Source organism: Luteimonas sp. A478, from assembly GCF_054052025.1.
Genome location: NZ_JBSVRF010000003.1, coordinates 393,117 through 409,248, shown reverse-complemented (window position 1 = coordinate 409,248; position 16,132 = coordinate 393,117). Strand labels below are relative to the sequence as shown.

General features: G+C 67.5%; 14 protein-coding genes. All 14 read left to right on the top strand.

The window, feature by feature from the left end; genetic code table 11:
• Nucleotides 1-29: 29 nt before the first annotated feature.
• The 14 genes from ACW7G3_RS08405 (at nucleotide 30) to ACW7G3_RS08340 (ending at nucleotide 16,071) form a co-directional block, all read left to right on the top strand.
• Nucleotides 30-1,559, top strand: a complete 1,530-nt coding sequence (locus tag ACW7G3_RS08405) for a 4Fe-4S dicluster domain-containing protein (RefSeq protein WP_456982265.1) — start codon at nucleotides 30-32, stop codon at nucleotides 1,557-1,559.
• Complete coding sequence (locus ACW7G3_RS08400) at nucleotides 1,556-2,074, top strand: FixH family protein (RefSeq protein WP_456973540.1); 519 nt, start codon at nucleotides 1,556-1,558, stop codon at nucleotides 2,072-2,074. The genes ACW7G3_RS08405 and ACW7G3_RS08400 overlap by 4 nt, the downstream gene beginning before the upstream one ends.
• The gene (locus tag ACW7G3_RS08395; RefSeq protein ID WP_456982263.1) at nucleotides 2,071-4,512 is read left to right on the top strand and encodes a heavy metal translocating P-type ATPase; all 2,442 of its coding nucleotides are present in this window, start codon (nucleotides 2,071-2,073) and stop codon (nucleotides 4,510-4,512) included. Before ACW7G3_RS08400 ends, ACW7G3_RS08395 begins: the two co-directional genes overlap by 4 nt.
• The gene (gene ccoS / locus ACW7G3_RS08390; protein ID WP_456973544.1) at nucleotides 4,509-4,709 is read left to right on the top strand and encodes a cbb3-type cytochrome oxidase assembly protein CcoS; all 201 of its coding nucleotides are present in this window, start codon (nucleotides 4,509-4,511) and stop codon (nucleotides 4,707-4,709) included. Before ACW7G3_RS08395 ends, ccoS begins: the two co-directional genes overlap by 4 nt.
• Nucleotides 4,642-5,424 carry a sulfite exporter TauE/SafE family protein gene (locus ACW7G3_RS08385; protein ID WP_456982261.1) on the top strand — a complete coding sequence of 261 codons (783 nt, stop codon included), beginning with the start codon at nucleotides 4,642-4,644 and terminating at the stop codon, nucleotides 5,422-5,424. The genes ccoS and ACW7G3_RS08385 overlap by 68 nt, the downstream gene beginning before the upstream one ends.
• A gap of 126 nt (nucleotides 5,425-5,550) precedes the next feature.
• The gene (gene azu, locus ACW7G3_RS08380; RefSeq protein WP_456982259.1) at nucleotides 5,551-6,003 is read left to right on the top strand and encodes an azurin; all 453 of its coding nucleotides are present in this window, start codon (nucleotides 5,551-5,553) and stop codon (nucleotides 6,001-6,003) included.
• A 612-nt stretch (nucleotides 6,004-6,615) separates the two neighbouring features.
• Nucleotides 6,616-7,782 carry a copper-containing nitrite reductase gene (nirK, locus tag ACW7G3_RS08375; protein ID WP_456982257.1) on the top strand — a complete coding sequence of 389 codons (1,167 nt, stop codon included), beginning with the start codon at nucleotides 6,616-6,618 and terminating at the stop codon, nucleotides 7,780-7,782.
• 358 nt (nucleotides 7,783-8,140) lie between these two features.
• Complete coding sequence (gene hemN / locus ACW7G3_RS08370; RefSeq protein WP_456973552.1) at nucleotides 8,141-9,547, top strand: oxygen-independent coproporphyrinogen III oxidase; 1,407 nt, start codon at nucleotides 8,141-8,143, stop codon at nucleotides 9,545-9,547.
• 19 nt (nucleotides 9,548-9,566) lie between these two features.
• The gene (locus tag ACW7G3_RS08365) at nucleotides 9,567-10,316 is read left to right on the top strand and encodes a helix-turn-helix domain-containing protein (protein ID WP_456973554.1); all 750 of its coding nucleotides are present in this window, start codon (nucleotides 9,567-9,569) and stop codon (nucleotides 10,314-10,316) included.
• A gap of 59 nt (nucleotides 10,317-10,375) precedes the next feature.
• Nucleotides 10,376-11,599 (top strand): NnrS family protein, encoded by a 1,224-nt coding sequence (locus ACW7G3_RS08360; protein ID WP_456982255.1) that lies wholly within the window; start codon nucleotides 10,376-10,378, stop codon nucleotides 11,597-11,599.
• 46 nt (nucleotides 11,600-11,645) lie between these two features.
• Nucleotides 11,646-12,047 carry a SirB2 family protein gene (locus ACW7G3_RS08355; protein ID WP_456982253.1) on the top strand — a complete coding sequence of 134 codons (402 nt, stop codon included), beginning with the start codon at nucleotides 11,646-11,648 and terminating at the stop codon, nucleotides 12,045-12,047.
• Nucleotides 12,048-12,079: 32 nt separating this feature from the next.
• Nucleotides 12,080-13,186 carry a PLP-dependent cysteine synthase family protein gene (locus ACW7G3_RS08350; RefSeq protein ID WP_456982252.1) on the top strand — a complete coding sequence of 369 codons (1,107 nt, stop codon included), beginning with the start codon at nucleotides 12,080-12,082 and terminating at the stop codon, nucleotides 13,184-13,186.
• Between the two features lie 289 nt (nucleotides 13,187-13,475).
• Nucleotides 13,476-13,859, top strand: a complete 384-nt coding sequence (locus ACW7G3_RS08345) for a DUF2946 family protein (RefSeq protein WP_456982250.1) — start codon at nucleotides 13,476-13,478, stop codon at nucleotides 13,857-13,859.
• Between the two features lie 61 nt (nucleotides 13,860-13,920).
• Nucleotides 13,921-16,071, top strand: a complete 2,151-nt coding sequence (locus ACW7G3_RS08340) for a TonB-dependent copper receptor (RefSeq protein ID WP_456982248.1) — start codon at nucleotides 13,921-13,923, stop codon at nucleotides 16,069-16,071.
• Nucleotides 16,072-16,132 lie beyond the last annotated feature (61 nt).

The window sequence follows — 16,132 nt, the reverse complement described above, 5'->3', positions numbered from 1 at the left end:
CACCTATGTCCGGCCGTATTCCTATCAAGATGCTCGATGACGAAGGGCACGACAGCTACTACGTCAGCGAAGGAAAAATCTACCCCCGCGAAGTAAACGGTCGCCTCGACCGGCTGCGCAAGCTGGCCGTGTTCTGGCTGCTGGGGATGTTCTATGTGTTCCCGTGGCTGAGCTGGAACGGCCGCCAGGCGGTGCTGTTCGACCTGCCCGCCCGCCAGTTCCACGTGTTCGGTCTGACCTTCTGGCCGCAGGACTTCGTGTTCCTGGCTCTGCTGCTGATCATCGCCTCGATGGCGCTGTTTTTCTTCACGGCCCTGGCCGGACGCCTGTTCTGCGGCTACGCCTGTCCCCAGACCGTGTGGACCGAGGTGTTCCTGTGGATCGAGCAGTGGACCGAGGGCAAGCGCAACCAGCGCATGCGGCTTGATGCCGGCCCGTGGACGCGGGAGAAGATCCTGCGCAAGGGCAGCAAGCACATCCTGTGGCTGGTGCTGGCGCTGTGGACCGGCTTCACCTTCGTCGGCTTCTTCACCCCCATCACCGATCTGGGCGCACGCCTGCCGCAGCTGGCATGGGGCGGCTGGGAAATCTTCTGGGTGCTGTTTTACGCCCTGGCCACCTGGGGCAACGCCGGGTTCCTGCGCGAACAGGTGTGCAAGTACATGTGCCCCTACGCGCGCTTCCAGAGCGCGATGTTTGACCGCAACACGCTGATCATCGCCTACGACCCGATGCGCGGCGAGCCGCGCGGCCCGCGCAAACGTGGCCTGGAAAGCGTGTTTGAGCGCGGCCGCGGGCTGCTGGACAAGATCACCGCCTACGACTTCGTGTTCCGCTCGGCCCAGCATCCCACCGCAGCCGATAACCGCGCCCATGCGCGCGGCACCATCAGCTTTGACAACGAGCTGGATATCGAAGCCGAGCCGCTGCCCAAGTTCGCACCCGAACAACTGGGCGACTGCATCGACTGCACCATCTGCGTGCAGGTCTGCCCCACCGGCATCGATATCCGCAACGGCCTGCAATACGAATGCATCGCCTGTGGGGCCTGCATCGACGCCTGTGACGACGTCATGGACAAGATGGGCTATCCGCAGGGCCTGATCCGCTACACCACCCAGAACGCGATCGACAGCAAGCCCAGCCGGGTCATGCGTCCGCGGATCATGATCTACGGCACCATCCTGCTTGCCCTGGTGCTCGCCTGGGGCTGGGGCGTTGGCACGCGCAGCCCGCTGATCGCCGAGGTCCTGCGTGATCGCAACGCGCTGTACCGCGAAACCCCCACGGGGGTTGAAAATGGCTACACGCTGAAGCTCATCAACAAGAGCAACGAGCAGGCGCAGTACAATATCGCCATTGAAAGCGGCATCGACGACTTGCAACTGATGCTCGATGACGTCGTCTCCCTGGACGCCCAGCAGGTGCGCTCCCTGCCACTGGTCATTGCCGCACCGGCCGGTGTCTCGGGCCGGCATGAAATCACCTTCTTGATCGAATCGGCCGATGGCCAGGTCCGTCAGGAAGTCGACAGCAGCTTCTTTGGTCCCCTGCAATGAATGAAAAAGTCCCCTTCTGGCGTAACCACGTCCTGATCCTGGTCTTCGTATTGCCGGCGATTTCCATCATCGCCGGCGTAGGCCTGCTGATCACGGCGCTGCGCACCGGCGGCGACGATCCGGTGCTGGATGAAGTGCGACGCACCGCCCGCGGCGCGCAGGTCACCGACCTGAGTGCCGACGAAGCAGCCCGCGTCGGGCGCTACGTCGCCGTGGTCCGTCTGGACCTGGAGGCCGGCACGGTGGAAGTCTTTCCGGTGAGCGGGCGCTTCACCCGCAGCGCGCCCCTGGACCTGGTGCTCAGCCACCCGATCAGCTCCGCCGAGGACCTGCGCCTTCAGCTGGACCCGTCCGACATCGGCTGGCGCGTTGAGGCCGAAGTGGACACCAGCCACGACTGGAACCTGCGCCTGTCCCCGGTCGACCGTGAGTGGCGCCTGCAGGGCAGGCTGACGCGCGGGGAGCTGGCCGCGCGCCTGCAACCGGCCCTGCAGGAAGCCGGCCCCGACCGATGAGCGCGGTCGCGCCGGGCGCAACCCTGCGCGCGGACGCCGTTTCTCCGCGGCAGGCCGCCGGCTGTCACCACTGCGCCGATCCGCTGCCTGCATCGCCGGCGCAGCGCACCCTCTCTGGTACTACCCGTTCGTTCTGCTGCGAAGGCTGCGCCGCCGCGGCCGAATGGATCCAGGACGCGCGCCTGGGCGATTACTACCGGCTGCGCACCGCGCCGGCCAGCCGCATCGACGAAGACGCCCTGGATGACGACCTGTCGCTATGGGACCGCGAGGATGTCCAGGCCGAACATGCCCGCAACGTACCGGGCGGGCGCGAGATCACCCTGCTCACCGACGGCATGCGCTGCGCCGCCTGCGCGTGGCTGATCGATCGGGCCCTGTCGCGCGAAGAAGGCATCATCGAGAGCGGCGCCAACGCCGTGACCGGCCGTATCCGCCTCACCTGGGACCCCACCCGTACCCGTTTGTCCGCGCCGCTGCGGCGCCTGGCCGCGCTCGGCTACCGACCCTATCTCGCCACCGGCGAAGCGCGCGAACGCGAGCAGCGCCGCCAGCGCAACCGCGACCTGCTCCGGATCGGCGTGGCCGGGATCGGCGCCATGCAGGCCATGATGGTGGCCGAAGCGCTGTACCTGGACATCCACTTCACCATGCCCATCCCCACGCGGGATTTCTTCCGCTGGGTGACCTTCCTGCTGTCCACGCCGGTGGTCTTCTACGCCGGCTGGCCGTTCCTGCTCGGCTCCTGGCGCGAACTCGTCCAGCGCCGCCTCGGCATGGACACCCTGATCGCCAGTGCCACCCTGCTGGCCTGGGGTGCGAGCGTGCTGGAAACGGTCCGCGGCGGCGTCCACGTCTGGTATGACGCGGCGGTGATGTTCGTGTTCCTGCTGCTGGTGGCGCGCATGCTCGAGCAGCGCGCTCGCGCCACCGCCAGCGCCCAGGTGGATGCCCTGGCACGCGCCCGGCCGGCCTTCGCCGCGCGCGAAGGCCCCGATGGACAGCGCGAGACCGTGCCGGTTGCCGCGCTCTCGCCAGGCGACGTGGCCTACGTTGCAGTCGGCGGCGTGGTCCCGGCCGACGGGATCCTGCTTGAGCCGTCCAGCTTCGAAGAAGCGCTGCTGACCGGCGAATGGACGCCCGTGGCGCGCGGGGCCGGCGAGCGCGTCTTCGCCGGCACCCTGTGCCGCGAGCGCCCTGCCCGCCTGCGGGTGGACGAGACCGGTGCCGGCACCCGCCTCTCCCAGCTCACCGCCCTGGTCGAGAAGGCCCAGGCCCAGCGCCCCGCGCTGGCAGTGGTGGGCGAACGCATCGCCCATCACTTCGTCAGCTGGCTGCTGATCGCGGCGGTGGCGGTTTACATCGGCTGGCGCATCTACGATCCGTCCCGCGCCCTCGAGGTCACCCTGGCACTGCTGGTCATCAGCTGCCCATGCGCACTGGCTTTGGCCGCGCCGGCCGCGCTGGCGGCCGCACACGGCACCCTGGCCCGCCTGGGCGTACTGGCCCTGGGCGAATCCGCGCTCGACCAGCTGGCCCGGGTCACCGATCTGGTATTCGACAAGACCGGCACCCTCAGCGATGGGCATCCCGTCCTCTCGGAAGCCACGCCGCTGGCGGAACTGGATCGTGACACGGTGCTTTCGATCGCCGCAGCGCTGGAGAGCGACAGCGGGCACCCTCTGGCCCGCGCCTTCGCCGGCCTGGAAACTCCGCATCCCGCCAAAGAAGTCCGTGCGGTACCCGGCCAGGGCATCGAAGGCAGCGTCAATGGACAGCGCTGGCACCTGGGCCGGGCGGCGTACGCAGCGGCCGGACAGGCCGATGACGATGCCATCTGGCTGGGCAATGGCGAACGCGCCGTGGCCCGGTTCCGGGTTCAGGAAGCCACCCGCGCTGACGCCGCTGCCGCCGTGGCGCGCCTGCGGGAAATGGGCATCCGCGTGCACCTGTCCAGCGGCGACGCTGAAGCGCCGGTCGCCGACTTCGCCAAGCGTCTGGGCATCGAGCATGCCCACGCCCGTCAGAGCCCCGAGGACAAGCTGGCCTATGCGCGCGCCCTGCAGGCCCAAGGCCGCGTTGTGGCAATGGTGGGTGATGGTCTCAACGACGCTCCCGTCCTCGCTGGTGCCGACGTCTCCCTGGCGCTGTCAGGTGGCGCCGCGTTGGCCCAGCAGTCAGCCGACCTGGTGCTGACCGGCAATTCGCTGCTGCGCGTCCCGCAGGCGGTGGAAACCGCCCGCCGCACGCGTCGCGTGGTCCGCCAGAACCTGGTCTGGGCCGGGGGCTACAACATCATTGCCCTGCCGGTGGCCATTGCCGGCCTGGTGACCCCCTGGCTGGCCGCGCTGGGCATGGCACTGTCTTCGCTGCTGGTGGTGGGCAACGCCCTGCGGCTCACGCGCGTTCCACGCGCACATTCCAGGACTGCGGCATGAACATCCTTTTCGTCCTGATCCCCATCAGCGTGATCCTGTTGTTGCTCATGATCGGCACCTTCGTCTGGGCGGTACGCAAGGGCCAGTTCGAGGATCTGGACACGGCGGCGATCGACATTCTCAGCGAGGATGCGCCGCCACCCGGCCGGCTGGAAGATGTCCAGCCCGGCCAGGCACGGGAACGCGATGCCGATTGACTGGCTTGCCCTTGGCGCCGCGCTGCTCGCGGGCCTGATGGGCGGCGTCCACTGCGCCGCCATGTGTGGGGGGATTGCCACGGGATTTTCCGCCATGTCCACGCGCAGCAGCTGGCGGGCGGCGTTTGAACCGAACCTCGGCCGGGTGCTGGGCTACACCCTGGGCGGCGCCATCGTCGGCGGACTCGGCCACGGCCTGCTGCGGGTGGTCCGCGTCGACTGGCTGGCCTGGGGCCTGCGCGCCGCCGTGGGGCTGATGATGGTGATGGTTGCCATGCGGATCCTCAACCCGCGGGCGGGCGCAGGCATCCTCGCCGGTCCTGCGCAGCGTCTGTGGGGGGCATTGCGGCCGCTTCAGCGGCATCTGCTGCCGGCCGACAGCACGGCCAAGCGCATTGGCCTGGGCATGTTGTGGGGCTGGCTGCCGTGCGGCCTCAGCACCACCCTGCTGGCCGTGGCGTGGCTGCAGGCCGACGCGCGCAACGGCGCCCTGACCATGGCGGCCTTCGGCCTGGGCACGCTGCCGCTGATGGTGTCCATCACCTGGTCGGGCGCACGCATCGGGCGCTGGCTGCAGCAGCCCCGCTGGCGCACCGTGGCCGGCGTGCTGGTGCTTGGCGCCGGCCTGCTGACCATGGCCTCGCCGTGGCTGATGCAGATCCCCGCCCTGCACGGCGTTCTGGCAGCGCTCGGCTGCCTGCCGCGGAGCACCTGAACGCTCTTTGCACCCGGCCGCAAAAGCATGCCGTCGGCATGATCCAGATCAAGGTGGTCGAAGGGCCGCATCTCCATACTGCAAAGCATGGATTTCAACCTTCGTCACTGCACAGGAGCAGCCACCATGAAACGTCTTACCGCCGCCCTCGGACTTGCCATTCTCTTTGCCGCCGGCAGCGCTGCCGCCCAGAACTGCACCATCTCTCTGGACAGCAACGACCGCATGCAGTTCAGCCAGAAGAGCGTCAGCGTGTCGTCCAGCTGCCCCTCGATCACGGTCGAGCTGACCCACTCCGGTTCGCTGCCGGTGGCGGCCATGGGCCATAACGTGGTGATCACCGAGACTGCCGCCGCCAATGACGTTGCCCAGGCCGGGATCAAGGCCGGCGCCGCGAACAACTACGTGCCTTCCGGCGATGCCCGGGTGATCGCCGCAACCGAGATGATCGGCGGTGGTGGCAAGACCAGCATCACGTTCCCGGGCAGCAAGCTGACGGCCGGTGATGACTACACCTTCTTCTGTTCCTTCCCGGGCCACTCCGGCCTGATGCGGGGCACGGTTGAAGTTACCCGCTGATCGCTACACACAGCTCTCTCCCCTCGACATGCCGGCGAAAGCCGGCATGTTTTTTTGTGCGCTGCCGTGTGTGGAGAAGTCTCTTTTCCAAGAGCGGGGAAGCAGCGAGGGAACTGCCTTTCTTCTCCTGGCTTTGCGGTGAGCTGACGGGCCCCGCCGCGGCCGGAAGCCCTTGCGGCTCATGTCCCCCGGCCTCCGCCTGCGGCGGTGGCCTCCTCCTTTACTTCCCCGCAAGGGCTTCCGGCCACGACGGGGCTCGGCTTGCGGGGACAGGCGACCACCAATCGACTCCGAACTGTTCCCGAAGCCACCCCGGACTCGACACGCGGGGGTCGGGGCCCTTGAGAGCGAAGTAAAGGAGGAGGCGGCGGCCGCAGGCCGTCGCCGGGGGACATGAGCGCTCAAGGGCCCCGGCCCCCGGCGCCCCACAAAGTATCAGCCCTGCTCTTTCCATCAAACCAGGACAGCACTTAAAAAGCACTTTCCGACTTCAAAAAAACACCCTGGGAAACCGCTGTGAAACAAGCGCCCACTTGATTCCGATCAAGGCGTGAATAGCGCCCCCGGGAGACCATGGCTCCAGACAAAAGGAACACCCACTGGAGACCCACGATGAACGTGTTCAAGACCACCCTTCTCGCCGCTGCAATCGTCCTTGGAATGGGCGCTGCACCCGAGCCCGCACAGGCCATGGATGCCATGGAGCTGGTGCAGCGGAACATTGCCGATGCGCCTGACCTGTCCAACCTGCCGCGTCAGCAGGTGCAGCTGGTCCGCCCCCCGCACATCCATGACCATACCCAGGTCGCGGTTGGCGGGCCCAAGGTGGTGCAGTTCACCCTGCCCATCACCGAAGAGGAAGTGGTCATCGATCAGCAGGGCACCACGCTGCAGGCCATGACGTTCGGCGGCAGCATCCCGGGCCCGATGATGGTCGTGCACGAGGGTGACTACGTTGAGCTGACCCTGATCAATCCCGCCACCAACACCATGCCGCACAACATCGACTTCCACTCGGCCACGGGTGCGATGGGCGGCGGCGACATCACCGTCATCTCCCCGGGCGAGCAGGTCACGCTGCTGTGGCAGGCCACCCGGCCGGGCACCTTCATCTATCACTGCGCACCGGGCGGCACGATGACGCCGTGGCACGTGGTGGCCGGCATGCAGGGCGCGATCATGGTGCTGCCCCGCGATGGCCTGAAGGATGGGGAAAGCAATCCGCTGCGCTACGACAAGGCCTATTACATCGGCGAGACGGAGTTCTACATCCCGCGCGATGAGGACGGCAATTTCAAGAGCTACGGCTCGCACGCCGAAGCCCTGCCGGACACGCTCGAAGTCATGCGCAGCCTGACCCCCAGCCACGTGGTGTTCAACGGTTCGGTGGGCGCCCTGACCGGCGAGAACGCGATGACCGCCAAGGTCGGCGAGACGGTGCTGTTCATCCACTCGCAGGGCAACCGCGACACCCGTCCGCACCTGATCGGCGGCCACGGCGACTACGTATGGGAGCGCGGCAAGTTCAACAACGCACCGCTCAAGGACCTGGAGACATGGTTCATCGCCGGTGGTTCGGCCGGTGCAGCGCTGTACACCTTCCTGCAGCCGGGCATGTACACCTACCTCAACCACAACCTGATCGAGGCGGTTGAACTGGGTGCGGCAGCGCACGTGATGGTCGAAGGCGACAGCTGGAATCACGACCTGATGACCCTCCCGTCGGCCGCGGGTCCGATCAAGGCCGACACCGACCTCTCCCTGCCCATCGCCCGCTGACTTCCCCCAGCCGATGGGTTACCCCGCCGCCGCCCAGCTCCTGGGGCGGCGGTTTCTTTTTTGGCTCCGGTAAATCGGGATCTGCAGAGATGCGGGGAAGGGCCTGCGCTTTCGCTTTCCAATGTCGTGACCTGATGGGCCCCACCACGCGGGTGCCGGTGCCCTTGCGTGCGAAATCAAGGAGGAGGCGAAGGCCGCAGGCCGTAGCCGGGGGACATTCGCACGCAAGGGCACCGGCGCCAGGCGCCGCGACAACCCTTCAGCCCCGGGCTTTCCCAAAATAAAAAGCAACCGTCCATCCGCCCAGAGATTGACCAGAGTCAAGGCATCCCCCTCCGCCCAGGACTAATCTTCAGTCATGCAGATTCCCTCCCAGCCCCAGTTCGACGCAGGGCTGCTGCGGCGATACGACCGCCCCGGCCCGCGCTACACCTCCTACCCGACCGCGCCCAAGTTCAACGCGGACTTCGGCGAAGCCGAGCTGCGCGAAGCCGCGCTGGCCAGCAACGGCGACCCCATCCCCCGGCGCCTGTCGCTGTACGTGCACGTGCCGTTCTGCATGAGCCCGTGCTTCTACTGCGGCTGCAACCGGATCATCACCCGTGACCTGACCCGGGGCGAGGCGTACCTGGCGCGCCTGTACCGCGAGATCGCCCTGTTCGCGGAGCTCTTCGACCGCGACCGGGAGGTGATCCAGCTGCACTTCGGCGGCGGCACCCCGAACTTCCTCGCCCCCGCCCAGCTGGCCGAAGCCGTGGATGCCCTGCGCAGCCAGTTCCACTTCTCCGACCACCGTGACCGCGACATCTCGATCGAGCTGGACCCGCGTTTCATCGGTCCGAAGGAAGTCGCCGAGCTGGCGCAAATCGGATTCAACCGCGCCAGCCTGGGCGTGCAGGACTTCGACCACGACGTGCAGGTGGCGGTGAACCGGGTGCAGTCGGTGGAGGAAACCTTCGCCGTGGTGGAGGCCTGCCGCCAGCATGGCTTCCGCTCGGTCAACTTGGACCTGATCTACGGCCTGCCGCTGCAGACCCGGGAAAGCTTCGCCCGCACGCTCGACCTGGTGCTGGAGGCGCGCCCGGACCGCCTGGCGGTCTACAGCTATGCCCACCTTCCGCAGCTGTTCCGCCCGCAGAAGAAGATCCGGGACGATCAGCTTCCGGATGCCGAGACCAAGCTGGGCCTGCTGCAGTTGGCCATCGAAAAGCTCGGAGCGGCCGGCTACGTCTACATCGGCATGGACCACTTCGCCCTGCCCGATGACGATCTGGCCCGTGCCCAGGAGCGGGGCGGCCTGCATCGCAACTTCATGGGTTACACCACCCACGCCGATACCGACCTGATCGGTTTGGGCGTCAGCGCCATCAGCCATATCGGCAACACCTTCAGCCAGAACCCGCGCGACCTGCCTTCCTGGCAGATCGCGATCGACGAGGGCCGGCTGCCGGTATTCCGCGGGCTGGGCCTGGATGAGGATGATTGCCTGCGCGCCGACCTGATCCAGCGCCTGATGTGCCAGGGGGAAATACCGGTCAACGCGCTGGAACGGCGCTACCTGATCAACTTCCCGGAGTATTTCGCCGACGCCCTGGACCGGCTGCACCCGCTGGTGGAAGACGGACTGGTGCGGGTTGAGCAGGACCGGATCATCGCGACCTCGCGCGGACGCCTGCTGTTGCGTAATATTGCGATGTGCTTCGATCGATATCTCAACCAGCCCACCGCCGAGCCGTCTGCTCCGCGCTACTCGCGTGCCATCTGACTGCTTCGGCGGGATGGCGATGAGTACGCCGTTTCCGCATCACAACCAGGCAACGCTAGCGGACGACGGTGATGACTTCACCTTCTGCTCCACCTGTGCCTTTTCCCAGGCCTGCCTGGCCGAAGGCATGGACAAGTCCGGTTTGCGCAACCTGCACATGCTGGTCGAGCACACCGGGCCGCTGCACGCGGGAGATCATGTGTTCCGCGCGGGCGATCCGTTTGAGGCGATCGCAGCGGTACGTTCCGGCACGGTCAAGACCTACACCATCGATCGCGAAGGTCGCGAGCACGTGCTGGGGTTTCATTTCCCCGGCGAGGTGATCGGCCTGGACGGGATCGACGGCGACCGCTACCCCTGCAACGCTGTGGCGCTGGACACGGTGATGCTGTGCCAGTTCTCGTTCCCCAAAATTTCGGTACTGGCCGCGCAGCTGCCCGGCCTGCAGCGGCACCTGTTCCGCCTGCTCAGCCGCAACATCGGCCGCGCCGCGCTGCTGGCCGGCGACTGGACCGCGGACCAGCGCATGGCCGCATTCCTGATCGGGCTGTCGCGGCGACTGGCCGCGCGCGGTTTCTCGCCGCACCGCTTCCAACTGACCATGGCCCGCACCGACATCGGCAACTACCTGCGGCTGGCGCCTGAAACGGTCAGCCGGGTGCTGCGCCGCTTCCAGCAGGATGGGCTGCTGCAGATCGACCGCCGCGACGTGGAGCTGCTGGACCGCGACCGTCTGGAAACGCTGGCCGAGCCGATCCTGCGCAACTGAGCCGACCCCGGCTGACCTGGGTCAAGGCCCCGGCCACCGGTGGCGCCCATACTGGCGCCATGCACCCTCAACACTCCCCTGCCCTGTCCCCGCGTCGCCTGGGCGACGCCCCGCACCGGCTGATGTTCTTCATCGGCGCCGGCAACCTGCTGTTGGCGATGGCCTGGTGGGCCGCCTGGCTGGGCGCGCTGCGCTGGCCGCTGGTGGAAATGCATCAGCCGCTGACCTACGCAGGCTGGCTGCACGCCTTCGTGATGCAGTACCAGATGCTGCCCAGCTTCATCTTCGGCTTCCTGCTCACCACGTTCCCCAAATGGATGGGACAGCCCGAGTTCGAGCGCTGGCGCTACGCGCCGGTCGGCGTGGGCCTGTTCGGCGGCCAGATCGCGACCCTGCTGGGGGCGATCGGCTGGGATGTCGGCCTGGTGGTGGGGCTGTTCATGACCATCGGCGGATGGCTGGCGGGCCTGTGCACCCTCGGCCCGCTGCTGTGGCGTGAGCGCGGCACCACCTGGCACGCGCGCTCCTGCTTCGCTGCCCTTTCACTGGGCTTCGTGGGCCTGCTGGCCTGGCTGGTCCATGTGTGGGGTGCTCCGCCGTTCTGGGCGTTCGTGAGCATCAAGATCGGCAGCTTTGGCCTGCTGCTGCCGATCTATCTGACTATCGCCCACCGCATGTTCCCGTTCTTCGCCGCCAGCGCCGTGCCCGGTTACCAGGCATGGCGGCCCATGTGGCTGCTCGCGGCGCTGTGGCCGCTGTGCCTCGGGCACCTGGTGCTGGAACTGTTCCACCTGTACGGGCTGCTGTGGCTGGTGGACGTGCCGCTGCTGGCGCTGACCGGCTGGATGCTGTGGCGGTGGTGGCCGCGCGGGAAAAAGCCCGGCCTGCTGACAGTGCTGTTCCTGGGCCTTGCCTGGCTGCCGCTCACCTTCGCCCTCTACACCGGCCAGAGCTTCTCCTACCTGCTGACCGGCGTGTACTGGCTGGGCCGCGGCCCGGCGCATGCGCTGTTCGTGGGCTTTTTCGGCAGCGTGCTGGTGGCCATGGTCACCCGGGTCACCCAGGGCCATTCCGGCCAGGGCCTGTATATGCCGAAGGTGGCCTGGTTCGCTTTCATCGCCATCCAGGTGGTCGCGCTGATGCGGGTTGCGGCCGAGGTGCTGCCGGATACCCCGGCCTGGCAGGCGGCGGCCGCGCTGGGCTGGCTGGTGGCGTTCCTGCCCTGGGTGGCGAGGCTCGGCCGGATCTACCTGAGTCCCCGGGCCGACGGCCGGCCGGGCTGAAACACCCGGACACGGGTCAACTCTTGCTGGTGTTGCGGAAGCTTCAATGATCGAGTTCTACCCGCAGATCAAACACGCCCATATCGGCCTGGCATTGACCAGCGGCGCCCTGTTCGCCCTGCGCGGCGCCGGCGTCCTGGCCGGCATGCGCTGGCCGCGCTGGGCGGCGGTGCGTTGGACCAGCTATGGCATCGACACCGCGCTGCTCACCGCTGCATTGATGCTGCTGGCCATCCTGCCGGGCGGGCTGTACGCCAACGGCTGGCTGACGGTGAAACTCATCCTGCTGGTGGTCTATGTCGTGCTGGGCGTATACGCATTGAGGCGCGCGCGCAGCCGCACGGGCCAGGCCGGGTGCTACGTGGCTGCGCTGGCCACGTTCGGCATGATCTACAGCATCGCCCGGGCCCACCATCCACTCGGGGTGTTCTACGGCATCACCGGGTGAAACCAGCCCATCCCGCGTATCCTTACAGGCACATGGATACGCAGATTTCCCCCTCCGTCGAAGATTCCGCCAGCCACCGCCTCTGGACCCGCGAAGCGTTGAAACTGCTGCGCCAGGAGGCGGCCCGCTCGGCTGATACGCACCTGCTGCGGTTGGCGTTCAAGGGCTTTCCCGGCATCGAGTTCTACTTCAAGGACGAGGCCGCCCACCCGACCGGCAGCCTCAAGCATCGCCTGGCCCGCTCGCTGTACCTGTACGCGCTGTGCAATGGCCGCCTGCGCCAGGGACAGCAGGTGGTGGACGCCTCCTCCGGCAGTACCGCCATCTCGGAAGCCTGGTTCGCACGCCTGCTCGGCCTCCCCTTCACCGCGGTGATGCCCGCCGCCACCGCACCGCGCAAGATCGCCGATGTGCAGGCGCTGGGTGGCCACTGCGACCTGGTGGAGGATCCCTCCCAGGTGTACGCACGCGCCGCCTGGCATGCCGCCAACGGCGCCTGCCACCTGGACCAGTTCGGCCTGGCGGTGACCGCCACCGACTGGCGCGGCAACAACAACATTGCCGAATCGATCATCACCCAGCTGGCCGCGGAACCGCATCCGGACCCGGCCTGGGTCGTCTGTGGCGTGGGTACCGGTGGCACCTCGGCCACGATCGGCCGCTACCTGCGCTATCGCGGTCTGGCCACCCAGCTATGCGTGGCCGAGCCCAGCGGCAGCGCTTTCGTCCACGCCTGGCAGAGCCGCGACCGCGGCGTCCGCTGCAGCCAGCCGACGCTGATCGAAGGCATTGGCCGGCCACAGGTTGAACCCGGCTGGGTGTTTGAAACCGTGGACGATGTGATCGAGGTTCCCGACGCCGCATCCGTCGCCGGCATGTGGCTGCTGAAGGAACACTTGGGGCGCCGCTACGGCGGCTCGTCCGGCACCAACCTGGTCGCTTGCCTGCAGCTGGCCTGCCGCATGCGCGAGCAGGGGCAGGAAGGCAGCATCGTGACCCTGCTGTGTGATCCCGGCGAACGCTACGACCAGACGCTCTACGACACGGAATGGCTCGCACGCAACGGCATTGATTCCGCTCCCATCATTGAAGCCCTGCGTAGCACCGTGGCCAGCGGAAGCTGGCGCGCCTGGGACTGAACTTCCCCCGGCATTGACCGCTTCCGGCAGCGTTTCCCGCCTGCCGGAAGCCGCTCAACGGCTGCAACCTGCAGGCCGGTTGACCTGCGTCATGTGCGGATCCTGACCTGATCGCCAACATAGCCTGCAACACCGGACAACACCGTCCGGGGGTCAGAAAGCAGCGATCAGGATGTCGTACGCAGGGGACCAGGCAGCGCGTTCCACCCGGCAGCAGGGGACATCGGCATCATCGCTCCGCGGCTCCCCGACGCGATTCGCGCATGCTTTCCACGCCCGCACCGCGGGCTTGAATCCAGCATCGACAAGCTTCCGCCGCACGGCGCTGGTAGCGCTGCTTGCAACCCTGATGGCCGCGCTGGCACCTGCTGCCAGCAGGATGCTTTCCGTGGCGTCGGCCGGATGCGACGCAGCAGCTCCTTGTGCCACGGCCACGGACGGCTCCGCGCACTCGGCCCACCACCCGGCAGACGAGAACACCTCGCCGCAGCTCGTTGATGATGCCTGCGGCTACTGCCTGCTGGTGGCGCCCCCTCCGCGGATGCAGTCACCGCTGTGGCTGCCTGCATCGCAACAGGCCGAAAAGCCTTCTTCCCCGCTCCACATCGTCCGCCTGCGGCCCAACCGGAACGTACGCGGACTCGGCTCCCAGGCTCCTCCGCCTGCGGCCTGACCCAGGCCTGGCGTGACCCCCACCCGCGGCCCAGTGCCGCACCAAGAGCTTTGGAGCCAACATGTCGAACCTCCCCTTTGCGCCCCTGCGCCCGTCGTGCCTGTGCCTGGCCGTCGTGGCCGCGCTCGCATTTGCTGCACCCGCAGCTGCCACTGCATCCGGACTCGCCACCGCATCGCTGACGACCGCCGAGTCCGGCCCCGATGCGGGCATCGTTGATTTCGATGCCCTGGTGGTCACCGGGGTCGCACCAAGCGCGGCGCTGACTTTTGTCACCGATCCGCGCCAGCCCCGCCAGCCGGTGCCCGCCGGCGATGGCGCGGACTACCTCAAGACCATTCCCGGCTTTGCAGTGATGCGCAGCGGCGGTACCAACGGCGATCCGGTGCTGCGCGGCATGTTCGGATCACGTTTGAACCTGCTCGCCGGCGATGGCGCGCTGGCAGGCGCTTGCCCCTCGCGCATGGACAACGCCATGTCCTACATCTCCCCGGAGACCTGGGACGGGCTGACCGTCATCAAGGGGCCGCAGACCGTGCTGTGGGGCGGCGGCGCGGCGGCGGGCACGGTGCGATTCGAGCGCGACATCCCGTACTTCCCCGAGCCCGGCATCCAGGCCCGGGGCAGCGTGCTCGGCGGCAGCAGCGGCCGCAACGACCAGGTATTCGATTTCGCCGCGGGCAACGAATCGGCCTATGGCCGGCTCACCGCCAACCGCACGGAAGCCGATGACTATGAAGACGGCGATGGCCACCGCGTCCATTCCGCCTGGCTGAAGTGGAACGCCGATGCCGCTATTGGCTGGACCCCCGATGCCGACACCGTGATCGAGGCGAGCGTGGGCCGGGGCGACGGCGAGGCGCGCTATGCAGGCCGCGGCATGGACGGCTCGGTGTTCGATCGCACCAGTTACGGCCTGCGTTTTGAACGCAGCAACCTGACGGGTACGCTCACCGATGTCGAAGCCAACCTGTATTACAACGACATCGACCACGTCATGGACAACTACACCCTGCGCAGCCCGGACCCGGACAGCAGCATGCCGATGCCGATGGCCAGCAACGTGGCCCACCGCACCACGGGTGGCCGCATGGCCCTGACCTGGCACGGCGATCACTGGGACCTGACCGGTGGTCTGGACGCTCGCGCCAGCAGGCACGCCAAACGCAGTGCGATGGGACGCGGCGCCTATCTGGCCCAGCCTTGGGAAGTGGACGCCCGCTTCCGCCAGTCGGGCGTTTTTGCCGAGCTGCACTGGCACATCAGCGACCAGCACCACCTCATTGCCGGTGCACGCGCCGACCGGGTCGACGCCGAGGATCGGCGCATGCACGCCGGCGGCGGCCATGGCCATGGCGGTGCCCACGACATGCCGGCCGCCAATCCCACCGCCGGCATGAAGCGCAGCAAGACCCTGCCCTCGGCATTCGTCCGCTACGAGCAGACCCTCGCCGGCTCCGGCTTCAGCTGGTATGCGGGTCTGGGCCACACTGCACGCATGCCTGATTACTGGGAGCTGTTTTCTCCCGACCGCGGTCCTGCAGGCGCCGCAAACGCATTCGCCGGCGTCGATCCCGAACGCACCACCCAGCTGGACCTGGGTCTGAACTGGAAAAGTGAATCGGTCGACGCCTGGGCCTCGGTGTATCTGGGCCGGATGAACGACTACATCCTCTTCAACTACGGCCTGCTCAACTACGGCCTGTCCGACCACGGCCATGGCACCACCGCGCTCAACGCCGATGCCAATATCCGCGGCGGCGAAGCCGGGATTGAATGGCGTCCGGCGGAAAACTGGAAGGCGGGCGGCAGCATCGCCTATGCCTGGGGCGAGCTGGCCAGCGGCGGTGGACCGCTGCCACAGATGACGCCGATGGAGTCACGCTTCACCGTCAGCTACGACAACCAGCGCTGGAGCGCGGGTGCCCTGTTGCGGATCGTCGCCGGCCAGGACCGGGTGAGCGAATCCCTGGGCAACGTGGTCGGCCGCGACCTTGGCCCCAGCCCCGGATTCGCGGTGTTCTCGCTCAACGGCGGCTACCGCGTCAACGACCGGATGCAGCTCACCGCGGGGATCGACAACCTGTTTGATCGCGCCTACAGCGAGCACCTGAACCTCGCCGGCAACAGCGCGTTCGGCTACCCCGCCGATCCGGTACGGATCGGCGAGCCCGGCCGCACCGCCTGGGTGAAACTCAACATGACCTACTGACCCGCGTCCTAGTAGGAGCGCGCCATGCGCGCGACGCCGCGCTCCTACACCCGCATGACCG